21 protein-coding genes and 1 pseudogene are annotated in these 19,202 nt (G+C 27.1%); 20 read left to right on the top strand and 2 right to left on the bottom strand.

Annotation, left to right across the window (positions count from 1 at the left end; genetic code table 4):
* Positions 1-5: 5 nt before the first annotated feature.
* From dnaG to SCITRI_RS02320, 4 genes are read left to right on the top strand one after another with little or no spacing between them, the layout of a single operon-like run.
* Entirely contained in the window at positions 6-1,886 is a 1,881-nt protein-coding gene (dnaG, locus tag SCITRI_RS02305) for a DNA primase (protein WP_071937063.1), read from the top strand.
* 5 nt (positions 1,887-1,891) lie between these two features.
* The gene (locus tag SCITRI_RS02310; protein WP_071937064.1) at positions 1,892-3,229 is read left to right on the top strand and encodes a sigma-70 family RNA polymerase sigma factor; all 1,338 of its coding nucleotides are present in this window, start codon (positions 1,892-1,894) and stop codon (positions 3,227-3,229) included.
* Positions 3,230-3,240: 11 nt separating this feature from the next.
* Positions 3,241-3,903, top strand: a complete 663-nt coding sequence (locus tag SCITRI_RS02315) for a tRNA (adenine(22)-N(1))-methyltransferase (RefSeq protein WP_071937065.1) — start codon at positions 3,241-3,243, stop codon at positions 3,901-3,903.
* Complete coding sequence (locus SCITRI_RS02320) at positions 3,903-4,646, top strand: Nif3-like dinuclear metal center hexameric protein (RefSeq protein ID WP_071937066.1); 744 nt, start codon at positions 3,903-3,905, stop codon at positions 4,644-4,646. The genes SCITRI_RS02315 and SCITRI_RS02320 overlap by 1 nt, the downstream gene beginning before the upstream one ends.
* Before the next feature lie 9 nt (positions 4,647-4,655).
* On the opposite strand, the gene ispH is transcribed toward SCITRI_RS02320, so the two are convergent.
* Entirely contained in the window at positions 4,656-5,537 is an 882-nt protein-coding gene (gene ispH / locus SCITRI_RS02325; protein WP_071937067.1) for a 4-hydroxy-3-methylbut-2-enyl diphosphate reductase, read from the bottom strand.
* A gap of 287 nt (positions 5,538-5,824) precedes the next feature.
* On the opposite strand from ispH, the gene SCITRI_RS02330 reads away from it, so the two are divergent.
* The 8 genes from SCITRI_RS02330 to SCITRI_RS02355 all read left to right on the top strand — a co-directional run bounded on the left by SCITRI_RS02330 (position 5,825) and on the right by SCITRI_RS02355 (position 13,379).
* Positions 5,825-6,205, top strand: coding sequence for a hypothetical protein (locus tag SCITRI_RS02330; RefSeq protein WP_071937068.1), 381 nt, complete (start codon positions 5,825-5,827; stop codon positions 6,203-6,205).
* A gap of 158 nt (positions 6,206-6,363) precedes the next feature.
* Positions 6,364-7,041 carry a hypothetical protein gene (locus SCITRI_RS02335; protein WP_071937069.1) on the top strand — a complete coding sequence of 226 codons (678 nt, stop codon included), beginning with the start codon at positions 6,364-6,366 and terminating at the stop codon, positions 7,039-7,041.
* A gap of 137 nt (positions 7,042-7,178) precedes the next feature.
* Positions 7,179-8,561 carry a DEAD/DEAH box helicase gene (locus SCITRI_RS02340; RefSeq protein ID WP_071937070.1) on the top strand — a complete coding sequence of 461 codons (1,383 nt, stop codon included), beginning with the start codon at positions 7,179-7,181 and terminating at the stop codon, positions 8,559-8,561.
* A gap of 300 nt (positions 8,562-8,861) precedes the next feature.
* On the top strand, positions 8,862-9,719 hold the full coding sequence (locus SCITRI_RS11145) for an ABC transporter permease (protein ID WP_237238037.1): 858 nt from the start codon (positions 8,862-8,864) through the stop codon (positions 9,717-9,719).
* 57 nt (positions 9,720-9,776) lie between these two features.
* Positions 9,777-10,673, top strand: a complete 897-nt coding sequence (locus tag SCITRI_RS11150; protein ID WP_237238038.1) for a hypothetical protein — start codon at positions 9,777-9,779, stop codon at positions 10,671-10,673.
* Positions 10,666-11,304 carry an ABC transporter ATP-binding protein gene (locus tag SCITRI_RS11155; protein WP_237238039.1) on the top strand — a complete coding sequence of 213 codons (639 nt, stop codon included), beginning with the start codon at positions 10,666-10,668 and terminating at the stop codon, positions 11,302-11,304. The genes SCITRI_RS11150 and SCITRI_RS11155 overlap by 8 nt, the downstream gene beginning before the upstream one ends.
* Before the next feature lie 102 nt (positions 11,305-11,406).
* Positions 11,407-11,619, top strand: a complete 213-nt coding sequence (locus SCITRI_RS11160; protein WP_237238040.1) for a hypothetical protein — start codon at positions 11,407-11,409, stop codon at positions 11,617-11,619.
* A gap of 164 nt (positions 11,620-11,783) precedes the next feature.
* Positions 11,784-13,379, top strand: a complete 1,596-nt coding sequence (locus tag SCITRI_RS02355) for an MATE family efflux transporter (RefSeq protein WP_071937071.1) — start codon at positions 11,784-11,786, stop codon at positions 13,377-13,379.
* Positions 13,380-13,465: 86 nt separating this feature from the next.
* On the opposite strand, the gene SCITRI_RS02360 is transcribed toward SCITRI_RS02355, so the two are convergent.
* Positions 13,466-14,581 carry a GNAT family N-acetyltransferase gene (locus SCITRI_RS02360; protein ID WP_071937072.1) on the bottom strand — a complete coding sequence of 372 codons (1,116 nt, stop codon included), beginning with the start codon at positions 14,579-14,581 and terminating at the stop codon, positions 13,466-13,468.
* A 242-nt stretch (positions 14,582-14,823) separates the two neighbouring features.
* On the opposite strand from SCITRI_RS02360, the gene SCITRI_RS02365 reads away from it, so the two are divergent.
* The 8 genes and pseudogenes from SCITRI_RS02365 (at position 14,824) to SCITRI_RS02400 (ending at position 19,157) form a co-directional block, all read left to right on the top strand.
* Positions 14,824-15,219, top strand: coding sequence for a hypothetical protein (locus tag SCITRI_RS02365; protein WP_071937073.1), 396 nt, complete (start codon positions 14,824-14,826; stop codon positions 15,217-15,219).
* Positions 15,200-15,457, top strand: a complete 258-nt coding sequence (locus tag SCITRI_RS02370; RefSeq protein ID WP_071937074.1) for a hypothetical protein — start codon at positions 15,200-15,202, stop codon at positions 15,455-15,457. Before SCITRI_RS02365 ends, SCITRI_RS02370 begins: the two co-directional genes overlap by 20 nt.
* Before the next feature lie 161 nt (positions 15,458-15,618).
* A pseudogene (rplU, locus tag SCITRI_RS11165) lies at positions 15,619-15,909 on the top strand (50S ribosomal protein L21); the annotation flags it as partial.
* Positions 15,910-16,113: 204 nt separating this feature from the next.
* The gene (locus tag SCITRI_RS02380; protein ID WP_004028591.1) at positions 16,114-16,428 is read left to right on the top strand and encodes a ribosomal-processing cysteine protease Prp; all 315 of its coding nucleotides are present in this window, start codon (positions 16,114-16,116) and stop codon (positions 16,426-16,428) included.
* 2 nt (positions 16,429-16,430) lie between these two features.
* Positions 16,431-16,721: a 50S ribosomal protein L27 gene (gene rpmA, locus SCITRI_RS02385; protein ID WP_071938050.1), complete on the top strand. Its 291-nt coding sequence runs from the start codon at positions 16,431-16,433 to the stop codon at positions 16,719-16,721.
* A gap of 727 nt (positions 16,722-17,448) precedes the next feature.
* Positions 17,449-18,417 carry an SLC5/6 family protein gene (locus SCITRI_RS12040; protein ID WP_250638249.1) on the top strand — a complete coding sequence of 323 codons (969 nt, stop codon included), beginning with the start codon at positions 17,449-17,451 and terminating at the stop codon, positions 18,415-18,417.
* Between the two features lie 8 nt (positions 18,418-18,425).
* The gene (locus SCITRI_RS12045) at positions 18,426-18,941 is read left to right on the top strand and encodes a hypothetical protein (RefSeq protein ID WP_301338130.1); all 516 of its coding nucleotides are present in this window, start codon (positions 18,426-18,428) and stop codon (positions 18,939-18,941) included.
* 3 nt (positions 18,942-18,944) lie between these two features.
* A complete protein-coding gene (locus SCITRI_RS02400; protein ID WP_071937076.1) occupies positions 18,945-19,157 on the top strand; it encodes a hypothetical protein in 213 nt (70 codons plus the stop codon).
* The last annotated feature ends 45 nt before the right edge of the window (positions 19,158-19,202 follow it).

A 19,202-nucleotide genomic window follows, 5' to 3' on the forward strand; every position in this document is an offset into this window, starting at 1 on the left:
AAGGTATGGCATTAATTAGTAATGAAAAAATTGATTTAATTAAGTCAAAAGTAAATATTGTTACCGTAATGTCAGAATATTTATCGCTTGAAAAACGTGGCCGTAATTATTGAGCAGTTTGTCCCTTTCATCAAGATTCACATCCTTCAATGAGTATTTCACCAGAAAAGCAAATTTATCGTTGTTTTGCTTGTTCAGCTGGTGGCAATGTTTTTACTTTTTTACAAGAATATGAAAATATTAGTTTTATTGAAGCGTTAAAAAAAGTTGCAGTAATGGCCAATATTTCATTAGATGAATTAACTGCTTATCAAGAAAAACCGAAATATGATCAAAGTGAACAGTTAATTTTTGAAATTAATGCCTTAGCAAGTGCTTACTTTAGTAATAATTTAGAAACAAAAAAAGCTTATGATGCAAAAGAATATTTAACAAAACGGAACATTAATAATACTGAAATTGAATTATTTCAGATTGGTTATGCGGAAAGTGGTTTTGATCATTTGTACCATTTTTTAATTAAAAAAGGATATTCAATTAATGATATCCAACAAGCGGGTTTAATTACAATTAAAAATGGTAAGGTATATGATTATTTTAATAATCGCCTAATGTTTCCAATTAAAAATGAAGATAGTTATGTTATCGGTTTTTCTGGGCGAGTAATTGGAACTACCAGCCAAGTAGCAAAGTATCTTAATACTCCTGAAACAAAGGTTTTTAAGAAAGAACAACTAATGTATAATATTCACCGGGCGAAACCCTTTATTCGTCAGCAAAATAATCTAATTTTACTTGAAGGATATATGGATGTTATTAGTTTAGAAAAATTAGATATTAAAAATACCGTTGCTTTGATGGGAACTAATTTAAGTGAATATCATTTAAAAGAAATTAAAAGATTAACGAATGAATGTTTACTTTTTTTGGACGGCGATAAGGCTGGAATTCATGCTAGTTTAAAAGCAGCAATTAAATTGTTAAGTAATAATCTAAAAGTTAAAATTGTCTTGAATAAAACTCAGCAAGATCCTGACGAATTAGTTAATAGTGGTCAAGGGGAATTAATTCAAACAATGTTAGCAAATGCCCAACATCCAATTAATTTTGCTCTTGATTATTTTCAAAATAAATTTAATTTACAAGCAGCAAATGAATTAGAAGAATTTTTTAATATTGTGGCACCTTTAATTAAAGCCAGTCCAAATCCATTGGAACAAGAATTAGCGGTTAATAATTTAGTTAAAATAACAGGAATATCGAAACAAACAATTACAACAAAAATTGGGCAAATTAAATCATATCAAAAAGCAGTTTTTTCACCTATTACATCAGAACCAATTCCTAATGTAACGAACGATAATAATTATCTGCAAAGGTTATCAACAAGGTTCAAACCACAGCAAAGCAAGACTGTTGTAATTAAAAAGACAAAATATAAAATTAAAAATTTAAAGCGATATCTTTTAGCGGAGCAAAATATGGTTTTACAATTACTTGCTTCTCGGAAAGCAGCGGATTTTTATCAAAGAAAAATTGGAAATTTAAATTTTGATGGTTATCGTTTGTTAGCAAATGATATAATTACTTATTATAATAGACATTTGGGGGCAGAAAATGTTAAAATTAATATGTTGTGTGATGAAATAAATGATCCAAATTTAAAAAAAATATTAATGGATATTATTAATAAATCAACGATTAAAATTAAATATAATAAGAAAGAATTAGAAGACTATGCGCTCTTAATTGATGATTTTGCTAATGAAAAAGAGATTGCAATGCTATGAAATAAGTTAGAAAAAGCAAGTAATCTAATTGAACAACAAGCAATTTCAATGGAAATTGACAAGTTGAATCAACGATTAAAATTTAAAAAGGGGTAGAGAGAATGGGATTATCAAAAAAAGAAGTCAGAGATATGAAATCTTTTGATGAATTTAAAGAATATATTAATAAATATTTAGAAGAAAATAACAATGAAATTGAACAAGAAAAATTAATAACATTAATTAATGATCATTTTGAAGTTGATGATAATGATGTTGAAGAATATTTTGAAGAATTAGTCACTAATGGTGTTGAATTTAGTGATGTTAATTTAGAAGAATTAGAAGAAAATGAAGTTCCTGAACCAGAAAAAGTAACAAAAAAACAACCAGATGAAAAATTACGTTATAAAGTTGGTGGTATTTCAAATGAAACAAAAATTCAGGATATTATTAAAGCTTACTTTAATATTTTGGGAACAAGTAAGATTTTAACTCGTGAGGAAGAAATTAAATATGCCAAAATGCTAGAATCATCTGATCCAGAAGAAATACGTTTTGGAAGGGATAAATTAATCACTTCTAACTTAAAGTTAGTTGTTTCAGTTGCCCGCAAACATTTAAACCGGGGATTAGATTTTTCAGACTTAATTGAAGAAGGAAACATCGGGTTAATGAAAGCTGTTGATAAGTTTGATTATAAGCGTGGTTTTAAATTTTCAACATATGCAACATGATGAATTAGACAAGCAACAACACGGGCAATTGCTGATCAAGCGCGAACAATTCGGATCCCTGTTCATATGGTTGAAACAATTAATAAATTAACAAGAATTGAACGTCAATTAACACAAGAATTAGGGCGCGAACCAAGTTACAATGAAATTGCCGAAAAAATGGGGCAAGGAATGGTTGGCGAAAAAGTTCGTGAAATTAAAAGATTATCAATTGAACCGGTTTCATTAGAAAAACCAATTGGTGATGAGGATGATACTCATTTTGGTGATTTTGTTGATGATAAAGATATTTTTACACCGGATGAATATACTGAAAAAGAATCATTACGAGAAGTAATTGATGAAGTTTTCCATGAAATTTTATCAGCCCGAGAAGAAAAAGTAATTAGAATGCGGTTTGGACTTTTACCAACAAAGTTACGAACAGTATTACGGTTAGCAAAAGAATGCGAAGATGAAACTTTTCCTGAATTAGTCCAAACAGTTAAAGCACTTGATATTCACTATGATACACCAATTGAAAAAGTACAAAGTCAAAAACATGCGTTAATTGATAAACATTTATCAAAATATGATTCGCCAAAAACATTAGAAGAAGTAGGCAAAGAGTTTAAAGTTACACGAGAACGAATTCGTCAAATTGAAGCAAAAACAATTCGTAAGTTTAAACCAAACCAAGCTAACTCAAAAGCAAAAGTATTAAAAGACTTTTTTAAAGGATAGAGGTTTTAAAAATGGATAGATTATCGGAACGTTTATTATTAATTGCTAAACAAGTTAATGAAAAAGATATTATTTGTGATATTGGGACAGATCATGCAATGATTCCAATTTATTTAGCAAAAGGAAATTTAATTACCAAAGCTTACGCTTGCGACATTGCTGAACAACCATTAAACCAAGCAAAAAAAAATATTGCAAAATATCATACTGAAGAACTTATTACCCCAATTTTAGCAGATGGCTTAGCAGGAATTTCCCATATTAAGATTGATACATGTATTATTTCAGGATTAGGAAGTGCAACAATTTTAACCATTCTGCAACAAGATTCTGATTTAATTGATCGCTATATTTTATGTCCTAATGATGATCCATTTTTATTACGAGAATGAATTAAAAAACAAAAATACTTTGTTGAAAAAGAATTATTAATTAAAGAAAATGATATTATTTATGAAATTATTGTTGTTAATAAAAGTGCAGGTCAAAAAGTTAAAAATAACAAAGACTTATATTTTGGTCCTTGTCTTCGCAAAGAACATAATAAACTTTTTCAAGAAAAATGATTGTTAAAAAATGATTATTATTTAACATTATTAAACAAGATTCCTTCAAATACTAAGCGCTATCAAGAAATTAAAGCAAAACTAAAAATGATTAACAAGGTGATATAATGTTAATTAAAAAATTATATCAAGAAATTGAAACTGATTTTTCATTGAAAGTAGCTTGTAAATGAGATTATAGTGGTCATCAGTATGGAAATAAAAATCATTTTGTAGCAAAAATTATGGTTTGTTTAGATTTAACGAGTGAAGTAATTACAGCGGCAATAGCTAAGCAAATTAATGTTATTATAACCCATCATCCTTTTTGTTTTGGCAAGAAAAAAAGAATTCAACGCATTCCTTATAAACAAACAATTATTGAGCTTCTTAATAAACATCAAATTGCTGTTTATGCTTTACATACCAATTATGATGGTTTAATGAATGAATTGATTTTACAAGAATTAAATACTCAAAAAATTGTTGCATTTGATGATAATTTAACAAAGATTGGTCATATCAGTTTAACAGCTGATGAAATTATTATGAAATTAAAAGCAATTTTTAAAATTACAACAGTACAGCATAATTTACCTAAGTTAGATCAACCAATTAAAACAGTTGCTTTAGCAGCAGGAGCAGCAGGTAATGTGATTGCAAATATTGACCAAAATATTGATCTTTTTATTACTGGTGAAGTTAAATGAGATCAATGAGTATTAGCAAATGAAAAACAATTAGCAGTTATTTGTTTCAACCACTATATGGAAGATTTTTTTACTGCTGCTTTTGCTGGATACTTAACACGAAAGTTCCCAACTTTAACAATTATTCCATATCATATAAAAAATATTATTAACTATCGTTAATAATATTTTTTATATTTGTTCTAAATAACGAATTACTTCTAATTGGATGATACTAGGTGTTGATGCTCCAGCAGTAACAGCAACACAAGTTTTATTTGCTAGCCAAGTTGGTTGAATATCACTTTTATCATTAATGCGATATGATTCAATACCAATTTGTTCACCCATTGCAACTAATTTTAAGGTGTTACTGCTACGTTCATCACCAACAACAAGTAAAAGGTCAATTGTTGTTGGATCTAAACTTAGGACAGCATTTTGTCGTTCTAATGTTGCATTGCATAAATCATTTTTAAAAATAATTTCATTTGGAACAAGAGTTTTAAGTTTTTCAACAATTGCTTCAATATCAATTTTAGAAAGCGTTGTTTGGTTTGTAATTAAAATCTTTTTGGTTGGATCAAGATTGGGTAAAATGCTAACAACTTCCTGTTCTGTTGTCACAAGATTAATGGTTGGACTAAGTGCTAACATTGCATTTGTTTCTGGATGAAAGTGCTTCCCAATAAAAATAATTTGATAATCTGGTTTTGCTAAATATTCCTTAATTAAATTTTTCGTAACTGTTACTCATTCACATTCAGTATCAACAAGTGTAATATTTTTTTGAACTGCAACATCTTTAATCCGATCATCGCTACCATGAGCACTTAAAATCACAACAGCATTATCTGGCAAAGTTTGAATTAACTCAAGGCGATTAAGTTTAAAATCATTAACAGGAATAACACCTAAGTTAACGATTTCATCAATGACATGTTTATTATGGACAAGATAACCTAACATATAAATTTGTCTCCCGGCATATTTAATAGCAGCTTCTTTTGCTCATTTAATTGACTTAACAACACCAAGACAATAACCACGAGGTGTTACTTTTACAACTTTCATTTTTTCACCAATCCATTTTTATCTATTTATATGATATCATAACTAAAAATGTCTTTTATCATTTTAAAATAATATCTTAAACTTATTCATTAATCAAACTAAATTTGATATAATTAAATCGTCTATTTTAAGTGAAAATTTTATCTTTTTCTTAAAATATTACAATTATCTTAAATACTAAATTCAATTTGGGATAAAAAATTATTTAATGCAAAAACTAATGATTAATGCTATTTTAACACTAGCAACCAACATTGGTTTGATTTCATTATGAAAGGAGATTGAGTATGCCAGTAAGCTCAAAAGCTAAAAGCAAAAAGGTGCCCCAGTCGAAAAAACCAGTAGCAAAAAATGCGACAGAAGAAAAATGATTATTCATTAAATCACAAGCAGTTGTTGATTCAACTCCAGCTATGAAAAGATCAATTGATCGCTTAGTAGGAGATATTTATACAAAAACAGCAGCAGATTATCGGGCAAAAGATGGAACTGCCATTAGAACTGCCATTACAGCAGAAAGATTAATTGCAGAACGTTTAGGAAAAACAGCAACACAGAGAAAAGCAATTGAAGCACAAAGTAAAAAAAAGACCATTCAAATGTTAAATTCAAAGGAACACAAAACACCTGCTAAAAAAGCAGTACCAAAAAAACCTTTGAAAAAGTAGGGACAAAAAATAAGTAATGTTAACAATAACTAGAATTTCTAGTTATTGTTTTATTTAAAGTTTTTATTAATATTTTTCCTGTTTTTACAAAATAGAAAAATAAGATTAAGAATTTGAAATAATTAGGACTATAATAATAAAAGAGAAGAGGTTGGATCATGAAATCATTTGGTAAATGAAGTATAACTTTAATATGAATTATTGTATTAATTATTTTAGTTTTAGCCTTAGTTTTTTTAGGAATGTACTATGATGGTTATTATTGAGAAGGAAAAGGATTGCCGGTTAATATTAATGATATTAAAACATTTAATGGAAATGGTTATCAGTTAATAACCCAATTGGGAATTGGAAAATTAATGCGGTTAGTATCATCCCGGTCATTTATTTGAGGATATTCAAATATTGTTGTGCCTGATGGTGGGCAAGGAATTGATTTAATGACATGATTGCAACAACCGGGTAATGTTAATAATAGTGGTGTGATTCAATGACCCCAAAATTATGAATTAGAAGCAGGGACAAATTTTTCGGAATTAGTTGGTAGTTTATTAATTGTGATATTAGTTGCTATTCCTGTTTTAATCCTAATTGGGATATATGTTACAAAAAAAATGATAAAAGCAATGACACATCCTTACTCAATTGAATATTTAGATACACAGAAAAAATTGAAAAAAACAATAAAAGGAGCTAGAAAGGCATTGAAAAAAATGAATAAAGCTGTTCGCAAAGGACGTGAAACACCAACAACATTAGCACGAGAACAAGAACGATGAGCTAATTTAATTGTTAATGCTGAAGCAGATTTTATTAAACAAAAAGAACTTTTTTAAAAGCAGGATAATAAAAAACCAGTTGTGAAAAAATTAGTATCTGTTGGTAAAAAATAAAAGTTATTATAATGAAATTAGCAATAATTTCATTTTTTAAATATGTTATAATTTGGAAGGTGAGAAAAGAGGGTTAAATTATGAGTAATTTTAATCAATTTGGCTTTAAACGGTTTTTAAATTTCGGTCTTGCTGAATTAAATTTTGTTGAACCAACTATTGTTCAAGAAAAAGTAATGCCATTATTGTTAAAACATCAAAATGTTATATGCAAGGCGCATACAGGAACTGGAAAAACATTTGCGTTTTGTTTGCCAATTTTAAATAATATAAATTATGAGCAAGTGAAAATTCAAGCCATTATTGTGACCCCAACACGTGAATTAGCAAAACAAATTTATGATAATATTCGTTTTTTTAAAAAATTTGAACCAAATTTACAAGTTAATTATTTTATTGGTGGCGAAGATATTAAACGTCAAATTAAACAATTACAACGAACACAGCCGCACATTATTATTGCCACTCCAACTCGGCTAAAAGATTCATTTGAGCAACAAAGTTTAAATTTAGGTAAATTAACAACTTTTATTATTGATGAATGTGATATGCTTTTTGATTTAGGTTTTATTGAAAATGTTGATTATATTTTGAGTAAAGTTAATTCTAATGTTCAAGTATCTGTTTTTTCTGCAACAATTCCGCATGAGTTAAAACCTTTTTTAATCAAATATTTAAAAAATCCACATTATTTAGATTTAAATGCCAATCAATTAACAAATCAAAACATTACACATATTTTAATTCCAACGAAGCATCAAGAACGAGAAACAATTTTATTAAAACTTTTAAAAACATTTGACCCATATTTATGTTTAATTTTTGTTAATAAAAAAACAGACATTAATAAGTATTATGATTTGTTATTAGAACATAATTATTCTGTAGCTCAATTACACGCAGGGTTAGAACCACGATTGCGAACAAAAGTTGTTAAACGGATTCGAAATTTAGAATATAAATATGTTATTGCAAGTGATATTGCAGCCCGTGGGATTGATTTTATTGGTGTTAGTCATGTTATTTCAATTGATTTACCAAATGATTTAGAATATTATACTCATCGTAGTGGGCGTACTGGGCGGGCAAATTATACAGGGTATAGTTATGTTCTTTATGATACGAAAAATTTAACTTTAGTTCAACAATTAATTTCAAAGGGAATTACTTTTAAAACAAAGAAATGAAATCAACAGGGAGAATTGGTTGAAACAGTTATTAGTATTGATAAGTCTAAAAAACATTCTTCTCTTGTGGTTGATAATGAAATTAATAAAATTATTCATCGTTATAAGACAAAAGATAATAATAAAAAAGTTAAACCTGGTTATAAGAAAAAACGTAAAGCAGAAATTGATGAATTTAAAAAACAAGTTCGGCGAAGTCATATTAAGGAATCAATTAAAAGAATTAAAAAAGAAAAAGCGAAAGAACGGGCAACCAAATTATTTGATAAAGATTAAAAAGAAAAACTTCAATTTTTTTGTTAATATTAATTTTTTTAAAACAAGAAACAAAAGTCTTTTTTATATAATTATTTTGTAGTTTTTAAAATTACAAAATATATTATGAAATTAATGAAATAGGAGGAAAATTATGACTCATAATAAAACAGTCGAAGCAACGCAAGGAAAAAAAGCGGATTTAAATAAAAAAATAGTTCATTTTTTTCATTAAAAATGTTTCGTTATACTTTAATTAAAATGTTAAAGGCACCATCAACATGGGTGGTGTTTGTTTTAACATTAGCAGTGGGAATAATTATGGTTTTATCATTAGGATTAGGAATTAGAGATGTCGCTAGTGGAGACTATACTGATGCTACTAAATCATTATTTATTATTTATTCATGGATTTGATATATGCTATACTTTGGGTTAACATCAATGTTTATTGGTTTTAAAGCGGTACAGTTAATTCGTGATGAAATTGATGATGGAACGTTATTAATTTTTTCATCAATTCCAATATCGCGAACAAGAATGATTATTGAAAAATGATTAGCTTTACAGTTATTATGCTTAATTTATTCACTAATTATTTTATTATTACCACCAATTTTTTCATTAGCCATGGGACCGAAAGGAACATCAATTGGAAAAGTAATTTTAAGCAAAGTTAACTTTATGATTTTAACAAGTTTTATTTTACAATTATTTTTAACTACAATTGGTATTTTAATTTCTTTAGGGTTAAATGCAAAAGGTGTTATTGGTATTTTATTTACAATTGGTTTTTTAACCGTAATTGGGGCAATGATTCCTTTTATTTATAATGCAAGTAAAGGTGATCGCGCATCACAATATTTGATCCAAACCGCGGATTTAGCAAAAAATCCAGTTAAATTTAAGGAATCTGATGTTAAAAAAACATACGATGATTTATTAAATCCGACTGGTTGACCAGTATGAAGTGTAACGGACAATAAACTTAGTGTGTCATTTTCTAATAGTAGTGAAAATATGGAAGCTTTTGATGTGACTTCGCTAGCACGAAATATTGATTTAGTGATTACTAAAATACCTAATAATGGAAAAGTTAATGGAAAAGTAATGGAAAAGATATTTCTTGAGACGATGTTGTTGCAGAAGTTAAAAAACCAAATGATTATCCAATATTAGCTAAATTAATTAATACTAATGTATTAGAATTTGATGGTTATAAGTCAAATAAATTTAATGTTGTTAAACCTACAAACAGGTAACGAAGTTACATTTACCAATAATAGTGATAAAGGAATTAATATTTTATCTGATTTTTATAATGATGTAAGTTTACAACAGCCAATTACGCTGTCAAGAACAAAACCATCATCTAATTCTAAAATTGATTTATATGTTTTAGATGAAACAAAATTAAAAACTAAAACAACAAAAAATATTTATCAAATTATTAAAACAATGTATGATAAATCAATTTTTTCACCTACAATTTTTGGTTATCCAAAAAATAGTTATATTTCAGGAGGAATCCTTGCACCAAGTCGAATTGCATCTCTTGTTTTTAACACATTGTCAAAAAATAGTCAAAATAGATTTATTAATTTTTATTGAGATTTTCATGAATTCTTGGCCCATAATTTATATAATGAAAATGTTTATATTAATGATCCAGTTATGTCTTTATATACTCAATTTATTGCGCAAATGTCTTATTGGTCAAAACAAGGAATATATGGTCGATATAATGCTATTCATGATAATGAACAACAGTCACAAAATGAATTAAATAGTGTTAAAAAAGCTCAAACAAATTATAAATTAATGGCATACTTAAATTTATGACAACAATGAGTTGTAATGTGAACAGGAAATGCTAGTGCTAGTGTATCAGGAACAAACGATATGGATGCAACAATGTTGTTACCAATTAATAATTATTTAGATGTTAAAATTGATAGTGTTATTTATCAAACAAGTGATTCTAATATAAAAACAAATTATTTTTTAATGAGGGACTTTAATAAACCAGTAACATTAACTAGTTTAGCTGGATTGTACACAGGTTATTTATTAGTAACTCTTGCATTAGCAGGGTTAACATTATGATGAATTACAATAAAGGATTTTGTATAGTTATGAAAACAAAAAAAGTAATTTTACACCAAATCCTGATTTAGCAATTGAGATTCATGGATTTACAAAAAAATTTAAAAAATTTGTAGCTGTTGATAATATTGATATGAATGTTGCAAAAGGGAAAATTCATGGTTTTATTGGGCCAAATGGTTCTGGGAAAACTACAACAATTAAATCATTAGTTGGGGCCATTATTCCAACAAGTGGTAATTTTAGTATTAATGGTTTAAAATCTATTTCACCAGCAGCAAAGAAACTGATTGGATATATACCTGAAAATGCTTGATTTCCAAAGCACTTAAATGTTTATAAATATTTAATTGAAATAAGTTATTTACGAGATGTTAAGTATAAAGAAGCAAAAGTAAAAGCAAAGGAAATTTTAGAAAATCTAAATTTATGAAAATTTCGAACTAAAAATCCTAATACATTTTCATCAGGAATGAAGAAAAAGGTCTTGTTAGCACAAGTATTAATCGCTGATCCAAAGGTATTAATTTTAGATGAACCAGCTGCTAATTTAGAACCAGCTGCTCGTCAAGAATTATTCAATGATTTAATTAAAGTTAAAAATCAAGGTAAAACAATTTTAATTTGTTCACATATTTTAACTGAATTACAGATTTAGCCCATGAGATTACAATTCTAAATTATGGTAAGGTTGTGTTTTCAGGCGCTGTTATTAATTCTAGTCAAAATTATTATCAATTTACCGTAATGGAAAAAACCAATGCTAGCAAGTTTAGAAAATGTTGTAAAAAAATTAAATCTTCCAGTAATTGAAAAATTAGATGATGGTTTAATTTTACATTTAGAAAATGGTAATGCGCAAATTAAAGAAATTGCTTATCGTGCTTTTGAAGAAAAAGTTATCTTAATTACGATTAAACCATTTGTAACAAATATTACACAAATTTACGATCGTGTTGTTTTTTTCAGTTAATAAAAATTTTGGTAAAGCAAGTGCATTAAGTAATTAATGTTAAAAAACCTTAGTAAAATATTTTTTTTGAGCTATAATTATAACGAAGATTATTAATGTAGTTTCAAAATTACTTTACATCGTAAGGCTTTTTTATTTTTTTTATTGAGGGGAGGGAAATTAATTTGTCAGAAGTTTTAACGGTTCGTGAAAAAAAATTACGGTTTGAAAAACCTTGAAAAACAATAGCCTACTTTTGTGTTCCAACTGTTTTTTTAATGATTGTACAAGGGCTGTATAATATTATTGATAAAAGTTTAGTGTTATCATTTGCCGCACCTGATTTAATTCATGACCAATTTTATATTGATGCATATAATCGGTTAAAAAATATTAATGTTACAGAAATTCCTTTAGCGGATATGCGGTCATTTATTAATGTTGCAACTCAATATGCTTCACAAACATATAATTTACAATGGTCATTTAGTATTATGATTGGAATGGGTTGTGCAATGAATTTTTCAATTGCTTATGGGCAACGGGATATTCCAAGTATGCGCCGGATTGCGGGAAATGGTTTTTCATTAACAGTTCTTTTTTCAATAATGGTAGCATTTGCAATTTTTTGTATTGTGTTTCCAGGATGAAATGCTATTTTTATTACTTCTCAAATGGGAAAACATTATAATCCAATTACAGAAAGTTTATGTTGGGAATATTCATTTCCAATGTTAGCGGCCGCGCCAATGATGTTTTTAAGTTATTATTTTATGTCATTAATTCGTAGTGAAGGACGAATGAAATGAGTAATAATTATGATTTTAAGTTCATTATTAATTAATGCTGCAGCAGCAATTTTATTTATGAAAGTTTGTCATCTTGGTATGTCAGGAGCAATGTTAGGTACAGTCTTTTCTTGAACAGTACAAGTAATCTGAGGATTTATTATTGTTTTTAAAACAAAAAATAGTTATTCAAAATTTTACTGAAATGATTTATTCCAAATTGAAGGAAAAAATATTGCTAATTTTACTAAAGCAGGGCTACCAAATTTTATTAATAATGCTGCTTTAGTAGTTACATCTTATGTTGCGACATCTCTTGTTGTTCAATTACCAAACCAAGAATATCATAATGGGGTTGCTGTTTTACAAGAACTTTATTCTTCAATTGTGCCATGAATGACATTAGTATTATCGGCTGGGGTTGGTGTTACACAAGGTGCTCGTAGTATTATTGCTTATAATTATGGTGCGAAAAAGAATGCTCGAATTTGAGAAGTTTTAAAACGTGTTAGTTTATTAATTATTATTTGATTTTGTTTAATGTTAATTGTCTTTATTATTTTTGGAAAAGATATGATGATGCTATTTGCTTTTCCTGAAAAATATGCGATTAAATATCGTTGATGAATTGTTTTAAACTTTATGACTTATCCATTTTGTTCGTTAACTTATATTGCTTTAACGTTGTTCCAAGGAATTAATCGTTCATTTTTAGCAACATTTACAAGTAGTTTACGTTCAATTGTCGTAATTTTACCATTAATTGGAATTGGTTTTGGGGTTAGCCAAGCAACTGGAAATCCAATTTTCTATTATATCTTTATTGGTTTAAATGATTTAATTTCAGCAGCAATTATTATTCCAATTTTAGTTTACTACTGAAAAAAATATCGGAATAAATTAGTGAATGAACCTGATCCATATTTTAGTGAATATCAAGAAGATTTACGAACTAAAAAAGTTTTAAAAGTAAAACATCAACAAAAAAAATAACAAGGTTTTAATATCGCGAAAATATGCACATAAAAAACAATTTTATGTGCATATTTTATTGAAAATTATTTATTGATAGGGTAAATTTAATTATTATTATCTTTTTCAACTAAAATTACTCATTTATCTTTTGTTGAAAAACTATAACAATTTTGGTGATAATTATTAATAGCAAAATCACTTAATCCTTTAAAAGCCATTAAATATTTATTATCAGTGATTTCTTTATTACATTTTTTACAACTAAAATTATTTACCATATTATTAATTGCTGTTTGATTTAATGTTTGGAGATGTTTAATTTTACCACGACTAATTTTTGTGGCAATTTGACTTAAATTAGTGATTTTTGTTTTTGTGATGTATTCACTTAAATATAAATTAATTGGACGAAATCCTAATTTGCGATAAACATTATATCCTTGTGACGTTGCAATCAATCCAACTAAGTCGTAACCCTGATTATAAACACGATTAATTAAGTGATTCATCATTAGTTTTGCTAATCCTTGTCGGCGAAAATTTTGATGAGTTGAAATATCATCAATAATTGCAATATCTTTTTCAAAGTAAATATTTCCAGTTGCTGCAGGAAGATCATTTTTATATAATAAATCAATTTCAGCCGTATCTTTATTTTTATTTAATTTTAATAAAGTTTTATAAAATGCATAATCTCAACTTTTTGGCCCCATTGCACTTTCAAGAATTTTACTAAAATCAGTTAATCGTTTATTATCATTAACACGTCGGAATTTAAGATTTTTATCAACTTTTAATTTTACTTTTTTTCATTTTGTTAAATCAAAGACCATTCCAACTAAGATTTCATTTTGAATAAATCCTAATGATTCAAAAAAAGCTTGTTCTTTTTCATCAATTTGTTCGCCAATTGTATATCATAAAAAATCTAAGTCATTATCAACATAGTCTTTTACTAACTCTTTTACACGTTCAGCATCTTCTTGGTAATCTAATTGGGTACTAATTGCAATAGTATATGTTTTATCATCATCATTGCTAATATCAGTCATATAAATTTTATTTTCAGTATCAATTAATTCATTTCGAATGCGTTTATCTTGAAAGGGATTGGTCATGTAACGGACAAAATTTTGTGCTAATTTTGTTGCCTCATATTCACCTTTAATTCGGAACATTCGCTTAATTTTAGGATTCTGTCGATACTTTTTTTGTTTCATTTTTTCATCCACCTTAAATTATATATATTATATCGTGTTTTTAAGGAAACTAATATTAAAATCTGCTGATTTTCAAAATAAATTTAATTAAAAGATTACTATTTCCAATTCTTTCTTTATCATATCTTATTGACACTTTATAATAAAAATTGTAAAATCAAGCATAATGTAGATGATTTTAAAAATATTAGTAATATTTTTAAAATAAATTACTTTGATTATATAAAAAAAGGAAATTTAATATGAAATTTATTTCAGAAATAAAATCTACCTTTAAAAGAAGTTATAAAGCAGTTAAAAAAGAACTTAATACATTTTTAAAAAAACTTGGTTTTAATAAAAATGAAACTACTAAAATATCAACTAAAATTTTTGACCATATTGATGAAACCTTAGAAACCTATGTGAATAGTGGGATTAATGCTGAAATTGATACTGAAGCATTAGAACCAATATTTAATGTAAGAAATAAAAATATTGAAAATAATAAAGGATATAATCAAGAGTATGCTAATGAATATAAGAAAATATTTAATGAGGTTAATAACTTTTTACCAGAAGATAGTAAAAAATTAAAACAAACGAATTCAAAATTTATTGTTGAACAAGGTGAGGAAGATGAAACATATAGTCGATAATAAAAAAAGATATTGTAGTAATAATAAAAGAAGAATAAAATTAACAAAAAGATTGGAGTGCAAAGAAATGGGAACGTATATAAACATTATGGGGACATATCGTGAAATCACTTGTGATTGTGGAAAAAAATGCAATAAAATTAATGACTTAGATCCAGATTGTAAAATATGTGATAGTTGTGAAGAATGTTGTACTTGTAATAAAAAAGAAGAACTTGTGTTACAATCTGAAGAATAATTAATTTTTAAGAAAAACATAAAAATTTATTGAATTTTTTTAAGATAACGATATAATTAATTATGGTTGTTTCAGTTTCAACCGCTCTTTGACTTTTAAGTACCTAAAGGATATGCAATACTTATCTACTTACAAGGCGAGTCTAAACTGGAGGTGTAAAAATGTTTGCAATAATTAAAACTGGGGGGAAACAACTTCGTGTTTCTCAAGGTGATGAAATATTTGTTGAAATGTTAAATGGTAATGAAGGTGAAAAAGTTAATTTCACTGAAATTTTAATGATTGATGGCGAAGTAGGAACTCCTTTTATTAAAGGGGCATCAGTAACAGGAACAATTTTAAAACAAGGAAAACAAAAGAAAATTGTTGTTTTCCATTATAAACCAAAGAAAACACAACATAAAAAATATGGGCATCGTCAACCATATACAAAAGTTAAAATTGATCAAATTTTGTTATCAAGTTCTGCTAAAGAAACAACAACAGATGCCAAAACTAAACCTGTGGTAGCAAAAACAACAACTGCTGCAAAATCAACTGTAAAACCTGTTGCTGATAAAAAACCAGTAGCGGCAAAGCCAGCAGCTAAAAGTTCATCAACAACATCAGCAAAAAAACCAGCATCAAAAACAAAACAAAGTGACAAGTAAAACATTATGATTAAGATTATAATTACTAAAACTGAACAAAAAATTAAGAAAATTGAAATTACTGGTCATGCTAAAGCAGCTGAATATGGTAAAGACCTTGTTTGTGCCGCAATAACAGGAATTGCAACTGGTGGCTTAAATGCAATTGATCAAATTAAATCAAATAGTTGTCAATTCATTGTTAAGGAAGGATTAATTATTATTACAGTAAAAAATAATAGTGCTGACTTACAAGTTGTGTTACAAACAATTTATTATCAATTTTTAACAATTTATCAGCAATATCAAAAATTTATTAGTGTAAAGGAGGTTGAAGAATAATGATGAAGTTCGCATTAGGCTTACAGCTATTTGCTTCAAAAAAAGGAGTAGGATCGACTAAAAATGGTCGTGATTCATATTCAAAACGATTAGGTGCAAAAAAAGCTGATGGCCAAACAATTAGAGCAGGATCAATCATTTATCGTCAACGTGGAACAAAAGTTCACCCAGGAGCAAATGTTGGGCGTGGTGGTGATGATACCTTATTTGCCTTAATTGATGGAATTGTTAAGTTTGAAAAATTTGGACGAAATAAAACAAAAGCATCAGTTTATCAAAAACAAGTTAAATAAATAAAAAATACTAATTTTTTGAAAAAAAGTAGAATTAGTATTTTTTTATGGTTATAATGTATCTATTAAAAGAGGATTAGAATGATTTGCAATAAAAAAGCTTGAAAAGCTTGACAAGTTTATTATCAATTATTGTTTGCCATTTTAATCGGGTTTAGTTTTTTATTGTTATTTTACCAATTCAATATATTTATATCATAGGCTCAATTGTGATGATTGTTTATTTCTTATCTTTTATAAAATATCAAAATAAGATGATAATAACAAACATTTATCAACAACGAAATCTTTGAAAATTTTATTTTTACCCAGTTATTGTAAAAATTATTAATATAAGCGATGGAAAATGTCATTCCCAAACAGGGAAGGCATCTCCCTATCAATATTTTTCTTAAATGTGCATCAAGTATTTGCAGGAGTATTTGGTGCACGATGATTTCTGAACACGGTGATAGTTGTTTCAGAATTAGTTTTCTAAACTATAAAACTATTATTCAATTTTTTAGATACAGAATTAATAATAAGAAAAATTTGATAAAGTAATGCAACGAGATCTTTTTATTAAACAAAAGAAATCTCATTAGTTAAGAAGAATTATTAATAATTTATTAGTAATTGTTTTTTATTTTTAAAAGAAAGGAATTAAAGAAAATGAAAAAAGAAGCATGTTAGCAAGTTTGGTTTTATTTGTCTCCACATTCGGTGCAGCAATTGGACTTGGTAATGTATGGGGTTCCCCACCTTATTAAAACAAAATGGAGGTTTAGCCTTTTTTGTTTTATATATTTTGGCAATTATTACTTGTGGGATTCCGTTATTAATTTTGGAATTCAACATTGGTAATATGCGTCGTAAATCGTTAATTAATATTTTTGATGAAGAAAACCCCAAAGCAAGTAGATTTATCGGTTGGTTTGAATCAGCTTTTATGTTTATTGTCGCTAACTACTATACTGTATTAATTGGTTATGTTTTAATTTCATTAATACTAAATTTTACATCGTCAATTAATACACCGTTATGGTTTGATAATAATATTTTAAATCCTGGTGGAATTGGTGTGACCGGTAATGCTAATTTTCAATGATTAGCATACTTAGCCTTTATTGCGATTGTTATTATTGTTGGGACAATTGTGATGTTTCAAGCAAAAGGGATTGAAAAAGCGAATGTTATTTTTATTCCAGTCTTATTTGTTATTTTATTAGTTTTAGCAATTTATGTTTTAACAATTCCAGGAGCATTACAAGAACTGGGAACAGTTTTAATGCCAACGGAAAAAACTTTAAGTTCCTTTGGCAACTTGCAAGTATGAAGTGATGCCTTTGGATTAGGTGTGTTTACTGTTTGCGTCGGATCAGGATTTATGATGTTATTTGCTGGTGCAGCGCCAAAAACACAGGATAATACGAATAAAGCATATATTTTATCATTTGGAGTTTTAGCAACTTCGCTTTTAACATTAATTATGTTTTTTGGTTCAGCAGGAATTTTAGTTCATGAACAAAATTCGGGATTAATTACGATTGATGATTATACCAACGCAATTGATGAAGCTTTTCCAAAGGATGGAGGTGCTAGTTTTATTTTTAATGTCTTTCCACAAACTTTTAATGTTATTAATAAACAAACCTTTGTTGGTTTTGGAAATTTTTTAGGAATTTTATTTTTACAGCACTATTATTTGCTGGATTAAGTAGTATTATTGCAATGATTGAAGTTGTTATAAATGGAATTTTTTCAAATTACAAGGTAAAGGAAAAGTATGTTATTATTATTTTAATGATATTAATGGCAACAATTGGTTTAGTATTGATGTTTAAAGATACTAATCAATTACTTTACTCATTCCAAGCTTTAGCTGGTAGTGTTAACATGCTGGTGATGGCTTTAGTTGAAATTATTTTATTTGTTCATATTTACAAAAAGTTACCAATAATGATTGCATATAATAATGCACACTCATGAATTAAAATTGGTAAAACATATAAATTTGCTATTTCGTATTTAACACCATTATTATTAGCAGTTAATATTACCTTTATGTTTTATGCCTTTATTAGTTCGGGGCTATCAAAATCTTGATGATTATCAGTATTAGCAGTCTTATTAGGAATTATTATTCCTTTAGGATGTAGTGTTTTGTCGGTTACTGTTTTAAAAAAATATCAAATTAAACCACTACCAATTGGAATATGACAAGAAGGATTGGAGAACTAAGCAATGGCAACTTGATTAATTATTACATTGACTATTATTGTGTTATTTCTTGTTTTATTTGGAGGATTTATCTTTTTTATGTATAAAGATTGAAACAATAATATTAAAAGTGCAGAAGAAACAAAACTAAAAAAAGTAAAAATAAAAGTTAATCATAACTTTTATTTTTACTTTAGAATAATATTGTTTGGAGAAACAAAAAATAGTTGCAATTAATTGAAAAAGAATTATAATAAAACCATAAATATTAGAGGAGTAATT

This window comes from Spiroplasma citri (genome assembly GCF_001886855.1).
In the GTDB taxonomy this organism is placed as follows: Bacteria; Bacillota_I; Bacilli_A; order Mycoplasmatales; family Mycoplasmataceae; genus Spiroplasma; species Spiroplasma citri.